Origin of the sequence: Thermoactinomyces vulgaris (assembly GCF_003688725.1) — a bacterium.
Lineage (GTDB): Bacteria > Bacillota > Bacilli > Thermoactinomycetales > Thermoactinomycetaceae > Thermoactinomyces > Thermoactinomyces vulgaris.
In genome coordinates, this window is record NZ_REFP01000007.1 from 230,900 (window position 1) to 246,389 (window position 15,490).

Genomic DNA, 15,490 nt, shown 5'->3' on the forward strand with positions numbered 1-15,490 from the left:
ATAGTGAAAGTAGACGGCTATCAGGAAGAATGGGCGGAACGCTTAAGAGAGTACCTGCTTAAAAACCACCCGGCAGGCAGTGACAAGAAGATCAAGAAAGAAGAATTGTTGAAATTGATTTCATAATTCTGTTTTGGTGATCATAAAAAGAGGCCTGCACCGGTAAAAAGATACGTTTTTTCGTTTTGGCTTGATCACCTTGAAGGGGAATCCTGTCATAAGTTATATATCCAATAAGGAAATAATCAGAGTGATGTGAGACTTTTCTTCGAGAATTTAAAAAGTTGGAAAGGCGGGATTTGCCATCGCATGGTATAAACATCTCAGTGAGGATGCAAAAGCGGCTTATGTATTGTGCTTATCGGAAAAGATGTTGGTTTTGACAAGAAATTACTCATGGCATCGCCTGATTCGGAACGTGATGGATATGTGCTGGGAATGGGTTGAACATCGTAAATACAGTGCGGTGGAGATTTATGACGTGTTTGCTGATGAAGATGATGCACTGGTTTTCATTGAGCACTATCCGGGAGTGGTTGATAATCCTGCACTAAAATCTCTGTTTTTCTGCATATTTGACGGCATTTGTTATGTGATATGGAAAGCTTATCAAACAGAGCAAGATTATTTTCCCCCCCATGCTGGAAAGCGAAAGTGATCAATCCATCGAGCTCTTTATGGAAAAAATCAGAGAAGTGGATGGCTGCCAGGAAGAATGGTCCGAACGTTTAAAGGAATATTTGCTTAAAAACTACCCGGCCGGAAGCGGCAAGAAGATTAAAAGAGAAGAGTTGTTGAAACTGATCTGAAAAAAATTTGATATTGCTAATTTGGAAGAATCTGTATCGATTGCGCCGCCTGGGTTGTTCCACCTTGCTCTTAAATTCCTTCTTTGGGCAAACACAATGTTCATCATGAGGTCCGGTTGATTTTCCAAATCCTTCTGCTCACTTCCGACTTATCTTGATTAGATTAGCACTTGTCAAAGACCAGAAAGTCTTTCATAAACATCCCTATTCACTTCCGCTTTTCCGCCTCTTCTTTTAAGTACATAATCACAGGCGGATTTCTTTTGGCGTTAAGTTTACTCAATCTTCAGTTCAATCATGAAACCAATTCTTTGATCGCTTTATTCATTTACTTCTGCGCTTTGAAAAAGATTTTTATATTGTTTTGCCAAGTCAGGGTGGTCCAAGTAGGTATCCATGATCGTCAAAGCATCCAAAAAATGGCACTTCCGCAACTTCATGATGGTTTGTATACTCAACCCTTCAACCAGTGGTTCATCAGAGACGGCTTGATGATCCAGCCATTCATCAAAAGGCTTTTGAAGCCGATCTGTCACCTTGTCTAAAAGGGATATCATCGCTTCAATTTCATGATCATGCCATCCTTCTCTTTGTAAAACTCTGATTAATTTTCTCTCATTGAATTCAAGCATTTGTTTACCTCCTGATTTTTTAAACTATAATTAATTATACTTATCGTTTGGATGATTTTCTTATTTTATTATCTTGAACGTTAGCTCAGGAGGGAGAACTTTTGCTGAGTTTTGATGAAAATCAACTTAAATCTGTTTTGATTGAAGAAGAAGGAATTGAGGAATCGAAAACATCCTTTATCATAGAAAACCTGAAAAAATTGGACGATCGGCTTCAGGAAACGATGGATCAGTGGATGAAGGATCGGAGCATCTCTAATTTCAATGTTGAAGGTGTTGATTTAAAGTTCATCATGGAAAAAGGGAAAGTAAATTTTCATAACGCGTTGACCATCATGAACGCTTTTTTGTATGATCCGAATTTAGCGGAAACTTATAGAAAAAATCCATACGCTTTTTCAGGGCCTATGCGATGAAAAAAGGTTGGTTCATCACTTTCTTTGATTTTCTTAGCGCATGCCCATCGGAAAATTTGGAAGGGAAGGGTGGTTATTCTTTTCGGATCACTCTCCGAACAACTTCTCTTCCCACGATTCCGCCAGCTTTCATCGTCCCTCCGATGATCGCTTGACCGGTATCATGTTTGGAATTCTAAAAGTTGGAAAGGCGGGACTTGCCATCGCTTGGTATGAACATCTCAGTGAGGATGCAAAAGCAGCTTATGTATTGTGCTTATCGGAAAAGATATTGGTTTTGACAAGAAGTTACCCGTGGCATCAATTGATTCGGAACATGATGGATATGTGTTGGGAATGGGTTGAAGGGAAAAAGTATGGTGCAGATGATCTGTATTATCAGTTTGATGACGAAGAAGACGGACTCATTTTTATTGAAGGAGAGAAGGAAGTGGCGGAAAGCCCGCAATTCATGCTCATTCTCCATACGATTCTGGAAGCAATTTGTTACATAGTGTGGCAAGCTTATAAGTATGAAAAGAAAGATTATCTTCCGCAAATCCTTGACTTGGTGAGTGATGAATCGATAGAAATGGATTTTATGGCAAAAATAAAGCGAATTCATGGTTATCAAGAAGAATGGTCTGAACATTTAAAAGAATACTTGCTAAAAAATTACCCTGCCAGAAGTGATAAGCAAATCAAAAGAGAAGAATTGTTGAAGTTAATTTTATAAAGACGATGGAGGATTAAGCATTCAAGATAAATTCAAAGTTTTTTCCAATCCAACTTGGGAAACCGTTTATGAATTTTTGGAAATCATGGATGGATTTGACCGAATCCTTTCCACGTGAATTTTTAATGAAAAAATCAGATTGGCTTTCTGGAGAATGTGGATTTTGAAAATTATCAATGTGACGGGGGATCTTGATGGGGAAATGGTATCAGAAAGTAAACATGGATGCAAAAGCCGCTTATTATTTAACGTTGTCAGAAAAAATATCGGAACCATTGGATTTTGGTGATGATTGGGATGCGGTTATCAGAAAATCCATCAATCTTTGTTGGGAATGGGTTGAGGCGAAGATGCATGATTCTTATGCCATGTATGATGGACTGACGGATGAAGACGAGGGTTTTTATGTTCTTTCAACTTTGGACGGTGTCTTCCAAGATGATTTGCAAGCGGAATCGGCGTATTGGTGTTTGTTCTTTGCCGTATCTTATACCTTAAAGCAAGCATTAATATTTGAAAACAAGGAACATCATGGTCCGCAAGAACTCGAATCCGTCAATGACGATTCCACCTATATTCAGTTTATGGAAGAAATCAAAAAAACAGAAGGCTACCAAGAAGAGTGGTCCCGGCGTTTAAAAGAGCACTTGCTTAAAAATTACCCAGCCGGAAGTGACGAGCAAATCAAAAGAGAAGAATTGTTGGCTTTGATTGTATAAATGTATGATTGAATAGAAGTATAAGTGAGGCTTGTTCTTTTTCACCGGAGCAGGCCTTTGGCTTGGTTAAAAATGCAAGTGGATTTGTAAATGGGGGAAAATAATAGATGAACTGTCTGTACTCCCGATTAAAAAGACTGCTGGAAATCACTGAATCTGAAGAATATGACATTGATTCGAGGAATTATCCACTGTTGGAGAAAAAATGCGAGGCAATGATTGGCGAAATCAGGGGGTATTTGGAAACATCGGCATCCAAGGATGAAATCGAAGACATTATTAAATCATATCCAGCAATTGTGTATTTATTGCGAGTTGATTTGGCATTTGACTTATTTCACCAAGCATTCATGCTGGGATCTCTGGACAAAGATGTAATCATCGCATTTGCCCGTTTCATTTATGCGTATGGCCCGGATTGGGATGAAGAATCGAAGCGAATTGAGGAATTTGTAGCTGAAAATAAACTTGAAGAGGCCGTAAAAATCGCCTTATCGGTAAAGTATGATTGAACAGGTGATCGAATGAGTAAATGGGAACTAAGCCAGGTGGCGGGAAAGAAAAGATTAAAAATCCGGATTGGAAACAAATCAAAAGTTACTTGGATCAAGTGGATGGGGACCAAGTGGGTTGTGATTACTTTGATACTTTATATTTAACCAACCCGGATTTTGGCGACATGACCGTCACCGGGGGAAATGAAATCGATGGTCGCCGACTGTACGCAGTATCATTTTTCCCGATAGAATTTGATTATCGCATACAATATTGTTTGGCAAATCCTGAGGTTCAAACACGAGATGAAGAATTTGAAATGATCACAACCCAAGGAGTGGGAGCGGATTATAACAAGGAATGGTTGGTGGAATATGATCCGATGATTCAAGCTTTTAAACATTTCTTTGAAACAGGAAAACTTGACGATGCACTAATTTGGGAAGATTTAGCACACAGAGTCCTTAAAAAATGAAAAAATCGTTCCGATGTGTTTAAAAGTCATGTCAACGATCCATCAAGGGTGAAGTATGAAAAGGTAAATGAAGAGGCCGAAGCTGCATATTTGCAGATTCATACTCCCGGGAAAGGGTGAAAGAGGTGCCATGAGTTGGTACACCCAAATCAATGAAGAGGCTCGGGTGGCTTATTTATTGAGTTTAACAGAGAAAATCTTGGATCAAGTAACCAAAGGTCCCGCTGATGCCCGAAAAGCCGTTGATATGTGCTGGGCATGGGTCGAAGAGAAGAAATATGATGGCGGTGATCTTTACCTTGTATTTGAAAATGAAGAAGATGGCGGAGTCTCCATGTTTTATGAAGATGAAGTGGATGAGGAAAATTCTCAGCAGGCAGGTATGTGGTTATGCATCAATTATGCATTGGAGTACACCATCTGGCAGGCGTATAAATTTGAGTATGGTGATGATTGTTTTGTCCCACAACCCATTGAAATTGTTGATGATGAAATAATTGATGAATTTACAAAAGAAATAGCAAAAACAGAAGGCTACCAAGAAGAGTGGGCCAAGTGTTTAAAGGAATACCTGCTGAAACATTATCCGGCAGGAAGTGAAAAGAAGATTAAAAGAGAACAGTTGTTGGACTTGATTGCATAATTGTTGTAAAGAAGCCCGCACCGGTGAAGAAGGAGCGGGCTTTGGCTTGGTGAAATTATTCCTTTTTATCCTCCAGGATTTCGACATAGCCGTTGGTTCCGTCAACACGGATGTATTGGCCATCTTTTAAGATTTGGGTTGCCTTTTCCACGCTGACGACCGCGGGGATGCCGTATTCCCGGGCAACGACGGATCCGTGGGTCATCATTCCCCCGACTTCGGTGATGAGCGCTTTGGCGGAATGGAACAAGGGGGTCCAACCAGGATCGGTGTAGGGAGCGACCAGGATCTCTCCTTTGTTTAATGTTCCTTCTTCCAACCGGCGGATGACTTTGACATACCCTTCCACCACCCCGGCTGATGCCGGAATGCCCACCAGAGCGCCCGGCGGGGCATCTTTGTTTTCCACACCTCCATTGAAGGTTTCCCCTTCGCTGGTGATGATCCGGGGAGGCGTGAAATTCCGGTATACTTTTTCCTCTTCTTTGCGCCTGTCGATACGTCTGATAGCTTCGTCCCCAGCCAACCGGTTTTCCAACAGTCGGATCAATTCGTCAAGCGTGAGGTAAAAGACATCCTCTTTTTGTTTCAGGATACCTTTTTCACTCAGTTTTTGCGCTTCTTCCAAAATCGCTTCCCGGTACAGCTCAAAATAGCGGATCATAATATATTTGGGCAATTCCCGGATACCCACCGTATTTCGGAAAATGGCGATCCACCGGGAAAGTTTTCTGGCTTTCCGGGCTCCGCCGCGGGTTGCTTTGACTTTTTCCAGCAAGGACTGGATGGCTTCCTGTGCTTCTTTTTCCCCTTGTTTAAATTTTTCGCGGTGCTCCCCGGGGGCATTGTTTTTCATATGGCTGAGAATGGACGGAATGAGCATGGCGGGCGCTTCTTTGTAGCGGACCCGGGTGATGTCGATCTCACCGGGTGCCCGCATCCCGAACTTTTTCATGAACCGGTCCAGTTCGGCTTGGAAAGCTGCACCGCCTTCCACATGGTTAAGCCCTTCATAAAAATTGTGGTCTTCTGCTTGCTCCAGATAGCGGACCACGTCGGGATAACGTCTGGCTGCATCCGCCAAATCCCCGATCATCAGCCCCATTTCGCTGGTGATATTACCGGGGGGAGACTTTTCAATGGCGTGATCCCAAGCCTCTTCGCCCATCCATTTTTTGATTTTCCTTTTGATCACCGCCAGAGCGATCACTCCGGTGTAGGTATAGGCCAACGGATCGGGAATGGTTTTGAACAAGGTATGATCCCGGATCAACCGGATGCGTTCGGCCCCGGCGTGTTTGGACAATTCCTTTTTGAAGCGGGCCAGGACTTGTTCAAAAGTGGAATAGGCCCGCTTCACAATCTGATTCGGATCTTCAAAGTACCATGTCCGAATCATTCTGGGAATGATGTTTCCGTAGATACTCATGATTACTTTAATGGGACGCAAAGCTTGTTTCAATGCACCCCGCTTTGGCGTGAATCGTTGGAAGTCTTCACTTTGGATCACTTTTTTCAGCACCAGGATGCTGTCATCGGCGAGGGTGCTTTGCAGGATCTTCTGCTGCACGGGCTTTAAAAACAAGTAACTGGAACAATCCCAGAAAAGACGTCCCCCTGTTTCCACAAACGGCGTCGTTTCATCATCAAAGGGGATGAGGGACTGGAACATAGAGATCCCGAGCGGTTTCATATAATCGGTCATCATTTGCGAGTGCCCCACGGACAGATATACCCGGTAGCCTTCATTTTTTCGGGTAGGGATCGGATACAAGGAAGTGATCGGCCGGCTCTGAAGCAGGTAAAGGTTATTGCCTTCCAAACACCATTCCATATCTTGTTCCGAGCCGAAATGTTTCTCCACTTTTTTTCCCAGCGCTGCCAAGGCAAGAATTTTTTCATCCGGGAGCACCTGTTTTTGGCGAAGTTCCGGAGAAAGTTCCCGGACTTCGGTACCGCCTTCCGGGAGAGGAAAAACCCCTTTTTCTTTCTTGGCAATTTGTTTTTGGATGATTTCGTTGTCCCGCACTTTGTACAAATCGGCGGTTACAATCCCGGAAACCAGTGCTTCCCCCAATCCGAAACCGGCATCGATGGAGACCGTGCGCCGGTGTCCCGTGACCGGGTCGGCGGTAAACAGGATGCTTGACACGTCCGGAAAGACCATCCGTTGGACGACGACGGCCAAGGAAACGGAGTGATGATCAAAACCGTTTTTGAGGCGGTAGACAATGGCCCGGTCGGTAAAAAGGGAGGCCCAGCATTTTTTGACGGCCTTTAAAAGCGGTTCTTCTCCCTTGACGTTTAAGTAAGTTTCCTGCTGGCCGGCAAAAGAGGCATGGGGCAAGTCTTCAGCCGTTGCGCTGGAGCGGACGGCATAGGCATGCCCGGTTCCCAATTCCGTCCAAGCCCCGATGATTTCAGATTTTATTGAAGCGGGAAATTCCAGGGACTCAAAAAATTCCCGCACTTTTTGTCCGATTGAACGAATGGCGTCCAACTGATCGGGTTTCAGCTCATTCAAGCGATCCAACCAGTTTTTGAGCTCATCTTGTTCATCCATGATCCGGCGGTAAGCGCCGGTGGTGATGCAAAACCCAGGGGGCACCGGAAATCCGGCTTTGGCCAATTCTCCCAGATTGGCTCCTTTTCCCCCGGCCATCGGCAAGCTGTGGCGATCCATTTCCTCAAAACGCAAAACATAATTCAAAGTCATTCACTTCCTTTTTCAAAAATACGTTAACGGGTCTCATGGGATCTTGGAATCACTTTGTTTTTTAAGGAAATATATTGATGACCACCTTGCCTTATACAATAAGCCGCAAGAAGGAAGACTTCCTGCGGCTTTTTTTGCACCACAAAAGAAACCGTGGCTTCAGCACGATGTCACTCCTCCTCTCAGAACGCTTGCGAGGTTAGCTGACGGATTCGGGTGTTGAGAGTCACCCTACCCGGACAAACGGTTTGCCCGGGATTCACCCCGGAATAGGTGGTTCCCCCGCTCCCATCATGGGATTCAGCGATTTTTATGAAGAGATTTATTCAGATTGAAATCATCTTACTCCCCGGTAAAAGGGTTGTAAAACAGAATCAAAGGCGATGGGTTTTCATTTCCGGCGTTTTGGTCCTTCTCATGCTGTTTTTGTTTTGTTTTCTCATTATTGTGGAGGATTTCGGGAGAAAATGTGTGTACTAGAAAATGAAAGAAAAAGAGGCTGATTAGACAGCCTCTTTAAGAAAGAACTTATAAAGATGAAGCAGAAGAGCTTGCTGGATTCTCCTCATGGACAGCAATCCGTTCCACTTTTCCAACCAGAAAAATATAAGATAATGCACCGATTAAAGCCATGGTACCAATAAAGATCAGCGCTGGAGCGAAATTGCCATCTTTGATTAAGAATCCAATGACCAGAGGGACCACAATGGAAGAAAGGTTACCAATAAAGTTGAAAACACCACCGGTTAACCCAATCAGGTTTTTGGGGGCAAGGGAAGAGACGAGCACCCAGGTGATGGATGCGAGTCCATTTCCAAAGAAAGCGATGGTCATAAAGAAAATGATGAGAGCAGCACTGTTTACAAAGTTGGCTCCTATAATGGAAATGGAAAGGAACAGCCCGACAATGATTGGTGTCTTGCGAGCAACCCCCATGGAAATGCCTCGTTTTACCAAATAATCAGACAAGAATCCAGAAATCAATACACCTACAAAAGCTGCTAAAAAGGGAATAGAAGCTAAAAAACCAGATTGAATAAAGCCCAGTCCCCGATATTCGACGAGGTATGTGGGAAACCAAGTCAAGAAGAACCATAAGGTGGAAGTGACTGCAAATTGTCCAAGATAAATCCCCCAAAGCTTGCGATGGGTAAAGACTTCTTTTAAATCACTCCATTGAAATTTCTTTTTATCTTTGTTGGTTAGGTAATCTTTTGTATCGATTAATCCGCCTCCTTCTTTGATATAGTCCAGTTCGTCCTGGTTAACTTTTCGACTATCGGAAGGATTGCGGTAAATCAAATACCAAATGGCAGACCAAATGATCCCGATCAGACCGGTTACAATCAATAATCCTCGCCAACCTAAGAAGTGTTGGATCGTCACAAGCAATGGAGTTAAAAATGCCAAACCAACAAATTGACCCGAGGTGTACATTCCAATGGCCGAAGCTCTTTCACGATCCGGAAACCAACTGGTCACAATTTTGTTATTGATCGGAAAGGCTGGGGCTTCAAATGCCCCAATTGCAAAACGAAGCCCAAACAAAGAAGCAAACCCTCTGGTAAAGCCTTGAAAAAGGGTCGCTAAGGACCAAGTAAACAAAGAAAGACTATAGATGATTCGGGGACCAAGTCGGTCTACCAACCATCCACCTGGAATTTGGAGAGCGGCATACGCCCAACCAAAGGCAGAAAAGATGAGTCCCAATTGGACCGAATTCAATTCAAATCTTGACTGATCGCCGTGGCGGCCACGGAGATATTGCTTCGATCCATATAGTTGATGACAACGTTTACAAAAATGAGTGCCAAAATGGCGTAACGTACCCGTGTCGGTTTGTTTCGATTTTTCCGTTGATTCATGTCTGTTCTTGCTCCTTTCTCCTTTTGTTTTACCATTCGGCAATGCTACCATCTCGATGTCGCCAGACGGGATTGCGCCAGTTGTGTTCGATCTTTGCCATTTTTCTGACGTGTTCTTCATCAATCTCGATACCAAGTCCGGGATCGTTTGGAATCTGAACATATCCGTCTTTATATGCAAAAACCTGTTTGTTAACAAGGTAATCAAGCAAATCACTACCTTGGTTATAATGAATGCCTAAGCTTTGTTCTTGGATAAAGGCGTTATAGCAGGTCGCATCTACATGCAAGCAAGCTGCCAAAGCAATGGGGCCCAATGGACAGTGGGGGGCAGCGGCTACATCAAATGCTTCAGCCATGGAAATAATTTTTTTGCATTCGGTGATTCCCCCGGCATGAGAAAGGTCTGGTTGGATAATGTCTACATAACCATCAATTAAAAGATTTTTAAAATGCCAGCGCGAGAACATTCGCTCACCCGTAGCAATCGGGATATGGGTAGACTGTGCAATTTCTTTTAATGCTTCATTATTTTCTGGCAATACGGGTTCTTCGATAAACATGGGACGATACGGTTCGAGCTCTTTGGCTAAAATTTTGGCCATCGGCTTATGGACGCGACCATGAAAATCAATGCCAATACCGACGGATGGGCCAACAGCTTCTCGAACTGCAGCGATCCTTTCGACGGCTTGGTCAATCTTTTCATAAGAATCAATGATTTGCAGTTCCTCAGTACCATTCATTTTGACAGCGGTAAAACCGGATTCGACCGCTTTTTTGGCTGCATCTGCTACATTGGATGGACGATCGCCACCAATCCAAGAATAAATACGGATAGAATCCCGGCAAGCGCCACCTAGCAATTGATAAACGGGAATGCCAAAATATTTCCCTTTCAGATCCCACAGGGCTTGATCAATGCCAGCAATGGCACTCATTAATATTGGTCCCCCTCGGTAAAAACCAGAGCGGTACATAAGGTTCCAATGGTCTTCAATCCGAAGAGGGTCTTGTCCAATTAAATACTCCATTAGTTCTTTAACGGCAGTTTTGACGGTTTCTGCCCGGCCTTCAATCACTGGTTCTCCCCAACCGATGAGTCCCTCATCGGTTTCTACTTTTAAAAACAGCCAGCGGGGTGGAACTTGAAACAATTTATAACCTGTTATTTTCATTAAACTTCGCTCCTTTATCTATGAATATGGTTTACAGCTGAGACAAATTGTTTTGCCTTGGACGTGATCGCTTTTAGTGATTCCTCATTAATTTCCTGTCTGGGATTGACGAGCGAACTCCCGATGCCACAACCGACGGCGCCTGCTTCGATAAATTGAGCGATGTTATCTAGATCAATTCCGCCTGTAGGAAGGAGAGGAATCTGAGGAAGGGGACCACGCAGGTCCTTGATATATCGAGGTCCCAACGTAGCTGGGAAAACCTTGATAATATCTCCACCATATTCATAAGCCCGAAGGATTTCCGTTGGTGTCAAAGCACCAGGAATGCTAATTATCCCATATCGTTTGGTCATTTTAATGGTTTCCTCATCAGTTGTGGGAGATAAAATGAATTTGGCACCAGCCAGGATCGCAGCACGAGCGGTTTCTGCATCCAAGACCGTACCCGCTCCAATCACAACTTGGTCACCAAAGGTGTCTGTAGCCGCTTCCAAAACAGATAACACTTTGGGGGAGTTCATCGTGATTTCGACGACATGAATCCCGCCATCCCTTAGCGCATGGATGATTTGAATCACATCGGAGGGATGAGCCCCGCGGATGATCGCGACAATTTTGTTCTCAACAATGCGAGCGTAAGTGTTCACTCCATCAGCTCCTTCCTTTATTTAGCGTTCAATATCTTCTTGGTCCACGGATTTTAAAAACGCTTCCAATGTTTCGCGATCTGGAAGCCCTTCGATATCTCCAGGAACAGTAGTCACCATGGCTCCAATGGCGCAACCTCTTTCAACCGACTGGGAAATAGAGAGTCCATCCAACAAGCCTGAGAGCACACCCGCTGCGAAACCATCTCCGGCCCCAACGGGATCGATCACTTTTTTCACTGGAAAACTGTGAATAAATCCCGATTGATTGTGAAGGGAATAGTAGGCGCCTTTTTCTCCACATTTTATGATCACGATTTCATTTCCGAGTTGATGGAAAACATCGGCCATTTCTTTGATATCTGTGGTTTCCGTTAGAAATATTCCTTCCTGATAACCGGGGAGGACCAGATCTGCCATTTCTGCCATCGATAAAAGCGTTTTTCTTGCTTCCTTCTTACTCCAAAGCTTAAGACGCAAATTAGGATCAAAAACAATTTTCACGCCATGTTTTTTTGCCACGTCCATGCTATAGAATATCGCTTTCCGACAGGATTCACTTAATGCAGGTGTGATCCCGGTAAGATAGAGGAAACGTGCGCTGGCGATGTAGTCTTCGTCAATTTGCTCATGATGGATGCGGCTAGCTGCTGAATGCTTCCGGTAATAGGTGATACGAACATCTTTTTCATTTCGAATTTCTTTAAAAAAGATGCCCGTCAAAGCTTGATCATCCACAGTGACACGACTTGTATCGACACCTTCTCCGCGAATTGAATGGAGTAGAAAGGCGCCAAATTCATCTTTTCCAATCCGACTGATCCAACCCGTCTTGTGCCCTAGCTTGGCTAACCCGATCAATGTATTGGTTTCAGCCCCAGCCATTTTTAATGAAAAATTTCGGGCGTATCTCATAGGCCCTCGTTGATCGGGAGTAAACAGTGCCATTGTTTCTCCAATACTGACAACATCCATTCAAAAGCCTCCAATTATTTGTGAAGTGCATGGGAATATCCAATGTTTTTTGAAATGATCAATGCAGTTTGTGAAAGTTTCTCTATGATTTGTTCTTTACGGTGAAGCATTCGCTCTCTCGGCCCTGCAACACTGATAGCTGCTTGTATCTTGTGGTCAGCGCCAAAGATAGGGGCAGCCAGGCAGAACAAGCCTTCTTCATTCTCCTCATCATCCACGGCGTATCCTTGTTCTGCAAAGGTTTCGAGTTGTGTTTCCAATGTTTCCCTGTCTGTGATCGTCTTGGGTGTGATCGGAGTCAGTTTGATTTCATCCAACAATGCTTTTCGATCTGGTTCTGGCAAAAATGCTAAGAAAGTTTTGCCTAAACCCGTGCAATATAAAGGTTTCCGATAACCTGGTTGCGCGGTGGTACGAATCGAACGATCACTGTCAATTTTGGCAACATAGACCAGTTCTTTCCCAGAGAGGACGGCCATAAAAACCGTTTCTTCCACTTCTTCCATCAATTTTTTAAGATACAGCCTTCCCTGTGATGAGATATCCAACGAATCCATAGCAACGGTTCCAATTTGGATCAGCTTGGGGCCTAATTGGTAACGTTTGAGCGAATCTTGAGTGAGGTACCCTGCCTGAAGAAGAGTACGAACCAAATTGGAAGTGCTACTTTGTGGGATGGTGAGTTTCTCACTAATCTCTTTAATGGTCAGGCCTTCAGTGTTATTTGCCAGTAGCTCAAAAATGAGTAACACTCGTTCTGCAGATTTAACAGACATTTTCCACCTCGCTAAATCACATATGTGATTTAATATTCCATATATGATATTTATAATCTGATCTTATCATAAGGCATCAAAATAAAAAACCCTGTTTATTCAAAAAACAGGGTGTGACAAGATCAAGGTTTTTGTGGCCTTAGATCAAGAGGGATATTTGCTGTTTTTTCTTATAACTAACAGTTGATGTTTAACCTTTTTTCTTTTTGATGGATCTTTTGGATTAACTTCTCGTTATAATCTTTGCCATCGATCCCATTATGTACGCGTCGATGGCAGTTTGGACAAATGGCTGCGACATGTTCGGGATGGTCATATCCACCATCGGATAAGCGTCTTAAATGATGAACCTCAAGAAAGGGCTCATTCTTTTTATTGATAAAAGGAGCCGGTTGGCCGCATGCTTCGCATTTCCCTTTCGATCTGGCGAGTGCGTATTTTTTGACCGCGAGTGTTCTTTTTCGGTAAATCACTTTCCCCTCAGAGATGGTGCTACTTTGTGTTTTTATTTGCTGATCAAGTGCTATCTTTTTTAAGGTATGAAGGTCGTTGGTTTTGAAATCTTCGGATTCTATCGGGGTTTCATCCCATTGATTGACGAGATCCGAAATTGCGAGGTGAAAAACAATAATCTCACGTTGGCCATCGTTTTCAAAATGATGTCCGATGTAAGTTAACTGATTGACAAACGCTACGACTCCTTTTCGAACATACTGGAATAAATAAAGGTCTTTGCCATTTTCATTATGTTCTCGAATGGCTTTATTACCTTTCGTAAATTGCATCGGACCTTTTTGTCCTTCGCCTGTATAATAAAAAACACCGTCTTCCCAATAATCTTTATAGCCGTAGTTTTGTCCAGACTCTCCTGTGAAAAGCATGATAAATGGGTAATTTTTTGGAGTAGAAATGCCTCCATAACGTTGTCCACCATAGAGTTCGTGAAGTTTTCTGCGCTGGTATTCTTTTCCGATGATAAACATAGATGAGGAAACCTCCTAATATTATCTATAAATATATATTCGGACGAATAAATATTTTTTATTAATTATAAATTAAATTATACAATTCGATTTATTAGAACGAATGATTGCCCAAAAATAAAACCCCCGTCTGTACAAGACGGAGGCTTTCCAATATATCTGTCGGGTTCTTTTTTAGGATTGTCCCAGCTCGTAAAATTGTTTATATTCAACTTGTCATTTTTCGTTCAAAGGAGCTTGATGGTTTTGTTAAAATCAGATGTCCGTCTGAGTAAGTTTCTGAGCAAAGTTTTACGTCATAAGCCGGAGATGATCGGTCTTGAGTTGGATCAAAATGGATGGGTGGATGTGGAGCAGCTTTTGATGGCATGCCGCAACCATGGGGTTCCGATGGATCGGACGGTGTTGGAGCGGATTGTGGCGACGAATGAGAAGCGGCGTTTTGCTTTTAGTGAAGACGGACAAAAGATCCGGGCGAATCAAGGGCATTCCATCGTGGTGGATTTAAATCTCAAGCCGGTGCAACCGCCCGAACGGTTGTATCATGGAACGGCGGAACGTTTTCTTCATTCCATCCGTCAAAAGGGGCTGGTGAAAGGAAAACGGCATCATGTGCATTTGTCCGGGGATCCGGATACAGCCCGTAAGGTGGGAAGCAGACACGGAAAACCTGTCATTTTGGTTGTTCTGGCAAAGGAGATGCATGAGGAAGGATATGTCTTTTTTCGTTCTGCCAATGGGGTTTGGTTGACAGATCATGTTCCGGTCCGCTATTTAAAGGAAAGGAAATAAACGATTTGCGGTCATTGTTTTCAGCATTTAGTTATTCAATGATTTCTCCTGCCACGTTTCCTGCGTGATGGCATAGATGTGATGGTCTTCCCAGACACCGTTGATTTGTAAATAGTATTTGGAGAGACCGACATAAAGAAAGCCCACTTTTTCGACCACCCGGATGGAAGCGGTGTTTCGAGGCATGATCGCGGCTTCAACGCGATGTAAACCGGCTTGGTTGAAAGCGAAGTCCAAAGCCAAAGTGACGGCTTCTGTTGTATATCCTTTTCTTTGCATCGAATGATCCATCAAATAACCGATGGTGGCATTTTGAAAAGCTGCGCGAACAATATGGCTCAGATTGACTTGGCCGATCAATTGATCCGTGGAGGCCAGGAAAATACCGAAACTGTATCCCGAGTCGTTTTCCCACTTCCGAAGGTTTTTTTCGATTTTTTCTTTTTGCCCTTCCAACGTGTAATAAGCGTCGGGCCGGATGGGTTCAAACGGCTGGAAATATTTCAGATTGCGGGTTCTCAATTCATACAACGCTTCGGCATCGGAAAGTTCTAACTTTCTGATATAAATTCGATTGGTTGAAAGCATAATTTTTGCTCCTTTATGAAAAAATAATGAATTAACAAATTGTTTCTTTATTTTAGTGCAAAA

Annotated in this window: 17 protein-coding genes, 1 pseudogene and 1 riboswitch; of the genes and pseudogenes, 9 read left to right on the forward strand and 9 right to left on the reverse strand. The window is 43.3% G+C overall.

The window, feature by feature from the left end; all coding sequences use genetic code 11:
- The first annotated feature begins 304 nt into the window (after positions 1–304).
- Positions 305–658 (forward strand): Imm6 family immunity protein, encoded by a 354-nt coding sequence (locus ATH33_RS01490; RefSeq protein WP_121873970.1) that lies wholly within the window; start codon positions 305–307, stop codon positions 656–658.
- Between the two features lie 19 nt (positions 659–677).
- Positions 678–809, forward strand: a complete 132-nt coding sequence (locus tag ATH33_RS13805) for a hypothetical protein (RefSeq protein ID WP_277922325.1) — start codon at positions 678–680, stop codon at positions 807–809.
- Positions 810–1,129: 320 nt separating this feature from the next.
- Here the strand turns inward: ATH33_RS13805 and ATH33_RS01495 are convergent, their stop codons facing one another.
- Complete coding sequence (locus ATH33_RS01495; RefSeq protein ID WP_037993727.1) at positions 1,130–1,441, reverse strand: hypothetical protein; 312 nt, start codon at positions 1,439–1,441, stop codon at positions 1,130–1,132.
- 101 nt (positions 1,442–1,542) lie between these two features.
- Here ATH33_RS01495 and ATH33_RS01500 point away from each other — a divergent pair, with 101 nt between their 5' ends.
- From ATH33_RS01500 to ATH33_RS01525, 6 genes are all read left to right on the forward strand, one after another.
- Complete coding sequence (locus ATH33_RS01500) at positions 1,543–1,857, forward strand: hypothetical protein (protein ID WP_037993724.1); 315 nt, start codon at positions 1,543–1,545, stop codon at positions 1,855–1,857.
- A 163-nt stretch (positions 1,858–2,020) separates the two neighbouring features.
- Positions 2,021–2,572: an Imm6 family immunity protein gene (locus tag ATH33_RS01505; RefSeq protein WP_181733357.1), complete on the forward strand. Its 552-nt coding sequence runs from the start codon at positions 2,021–2,023 to the stop codon at positions 2,570–2,572.
- Between the two features lie 194 nt (positions 2,573–2,766).
- On the forward strand, positions 2,767–3,291 hold the full coding sequence (locus ATH33_RS01510) for an Imm6 family immunity protein (protein ID WP_037993721.1): 525 nt from the start codon (positions 2,767–2,769) through the stop codon (positions 3,289–3,291).
- Positions 3,292–3,398: 107 nt separating this feature from the next.
- Complete coding sequence (locus tag ATH33_RS01515) at positions 3,399–3,803, forward strand: hypothetical protein (protein ID WP_037993720.1); 405 nt, start codon at positions 3,399–3,401, stop codon at positions 3,801–3,803.
- A gap of 20 nt (positions 3,804–3,823) precedes the next feature.
- A complete protein-coding gene (locus ATH33_RS01520; RefSeq protein WP_121873972.1) occupies positions 3,824–4,261 on the forward strand; it encodes a hypothetical protein in 438 nt (145 codons plus the stop codon).
- A 130-nt stretch (positions 4,262–4,391) separates the two neighbouring features.
- Positions 4,392–4,904, forward strand: coding sequence for an Imm6 family immunity protein (locus ATH33_RS01525; protein WP_037993716.1), 513 nt, complete (start codon positions 4,392–4,394; stop codon positions 4,902–4,904).
- Between the two features lie 55 nt (positions 4,905–4,959).
- On the opposite strand, the gene ATH33_RS01530 is transcribed toward ATH33_RS01525, so the two are convergent.
- The 7 genes and pseudogenes from ATH33_RS01530 to ATH33_RS01560 form a co-directional block, all read right to left on the reverse strand.
- Positions 4,960–7,620, reverse strand: a complete 2,661-nt coding sequence (locus tag ATH33_RS01530) for a phosphoenolpyruvate synthase (protein ID WP_121873973.1) — start codon at positions 7,618–7,620, stop codon at positions 4,960–4,962.
- A gap of 174 nt (positions 7,621–7,794) precedes the next feature.
- Positions 7,795–7,936, reverse strand: a riboswitch (cyclic di-AMP (ydaO/yuaA leader).
- A 212-nt stretch (positions 7,937–8,148) separates the two neighbouring features.
- A pseudogene (locus tag ATH33_RS01535) lies at positions 8,149–9,485 on the reverse strand (MFS transporter).
- Between the two features lie 29 nt (positions 9,486–9,514).
- Positions 9,515–10,663, reverse strand: coding sequence for a galactonate dehydratase (gene dgoD / locus ATH33_RS01540; protein WP_062842912.1), 1,149 nt, complete (start codon positions 10,661–10,663; stop codon positions 9,515–9,517).
- A 14-nt stretch (positions 10,664–10,677) separates the two neighbouring features.
- Positions 10,678–11,313 (reverse strand): bifunctional 4-hydroxy-2-oxoglutarate aldolase/2-dehydro-3-deoxy-phosphogluconate aldolase, encoded by a 636-nt coding sequence (locus ATH33_RS01545; protein WP_049719838.1) that lies wholly within the window; start codon positions 11,311–11,313, stop codon positions 10,678–10,680.
- 21 nt (positions 11,314–11,334) lie between these two features.
- Positions 11,335–12,288 carry a sugar kinase gene (locus ATH33_RS01550; RefSeq protein WP_062842913.1) on the reverse strand — a complete coding sequence of 318 codons (954 nt, stop codon included), beginning with the start codon at positions 12,286–12,288 and terminating at the stop codon, positions 11,335–11,337.
- A 14-nt stretch (positions 12,289–12,302) separates the two neighbouring features.
- Positions 12,303–13,064 carry an IclR family transcriptional regulator gene (locus tag ATH33_RS01555; protein ID WP_062842914.1) on the reverse strand — a complete coding sequence of 254 codons (762 nt, stop codon included), beginning with the start codon at positions 13,062–13,064 and terminating at the stop codon, positions 12,303–12,305.
- Between the two features lie 176 nt (positions 13,065–13,240).
- Entirely contained in the window at positions 13,241–14,047 is an 807-nt protein-coding gene (locus tag ATH33_RS01560) for an HNH endonuclease (RefSeq protein WP_062842915.1), read from the reverse strand.
- Positions 14,048–14,293: 246 nt separating this feature from the next.
- Between ATH33_RS01560 and ATH33_RS01565 the strand changes: the two genes are divergently transcribed.
- The gene (locus ATH33_RS01565) at positions 14,294–14,839 is read left to right on the forward strand and encodes an RNA 2'-phosphotransferase (protein ID WP_374057891.1); all 546 of its coding nucleotides are present in this window, start codon (positions 14,294–14,296) and stop codon (positions 14,837–14,839) included.
- Between the two features lie 27 nt (positions 14,840–14,866).
- Here the strand turns inward: ATH33_RS01565 and ATH33_RS01570 are convergent, their stop codons facing one another.
- The gene (locus ATH33_RS01570) at positions 14,867–15,427 is read right to left on the reverse strand and encodes a GNAT family N-acetyltransferase (RefSeq protein WP_170151211.1); all 561 of its coding nucleotides are present in this window, start codon (positions 15,425–15,427) and stop codon (positions 14,867–14,869) included.
- Positions 15,428–15,490: the final 63 nt, after the last annotated feature.

Bases quoted from the DNA above. Each gene is read 5' to 3' on its own strand.
- ATH33_RS01530 (WP_121873973.1), bottom strand. From the start codon at position 7,620: ATGACTTTGAATTATGTTTTGCGTTTTGAGGAAATGGATCGCCACAGC.
- ATH33_RS13805 (WP_277922325.1), top strand. From the start codon at position 678: ATGGAAAAAATCAGAGAAGTGGATGGCTGCCAGGAAGAATGGTCCGAA.
- ATH33_RS01495 (WP_037993727.1), bottom strand. From the start codon at position 1,441: ATGCTTGAATTCAATGAGAGAAAATTAATCAGAGTTTTACAAAGAGAA.
- ATH33_RS01510 (WP_037993721.1), top strand. From the start codon at position 2,767: ATGGGGAAATGGTATCAGAAAGTAAACATGGATGCAAAAGCCGCTTAT.
- ATH33_RS01550 (WP_062842913.1), bottom strand. From the start codon at position 12,288: ATGGATGTTGTCAGTATTGGAGAAACAATGGCACTGTTTACTCCCGAT.
- dgoD (WP_062842912.1), bottom strand. From the start codon at position 10,663: ATGAAAATAACAGGTTATAAATTGTTTCAAGTTCCACCCCGCTGGCTG.
- ATH33_RS01505 (WP_181733357.1), top strand. From the start codon at position 2,021: ATGTTTGGAATTCTAAAAGTTGGAAAGGCGGGACTTGCCATCGCTTGG.
- ATH33_RS01560 (WP_062842915.1), bottom strand. From the start codon at position 14,047: ATGTTTATCATCGGAAAAGAATACCAGCGCAGAAAACTTCACGAACTC.
- ATH33_RS01570 (WP_170151211.1), bottom strand. From the start codon at position 15,427: ATGCTTTCAACCAATCGAATTTATATCAGAAAGTTAGAACTTTCCGAT.
- ATH33_RS01525 (WP_037993716.1), top strand. From the start codon at position 4,392: ATGAGTTGGTACACCCAAATCAATGAAGAGGCTCGGGTGGCTTATTTA.
- ATH33_RS01520 (WP_121873972.1), top strand. From the start codon at position 3,824: ATGGGAACTAAGCCAGGTGGCGGGAAAGAAAAGATTAAAAATCCGGAT.
- ATH33_RS01555 (WP_062842914.1), bottom strand. From the start codon at position 13,064: ATGTCTGTTAAATCTGCAGAACGAGTGTTACTCATTTTTGAGCTACTG.
- ATH33_RS01515 (WP_037993720.1), top strand. From the start codon at position 3,399: ATGAACTGTCTGTACTCCCGATTAAAAAGACTGCTGGAAATCACTGAA.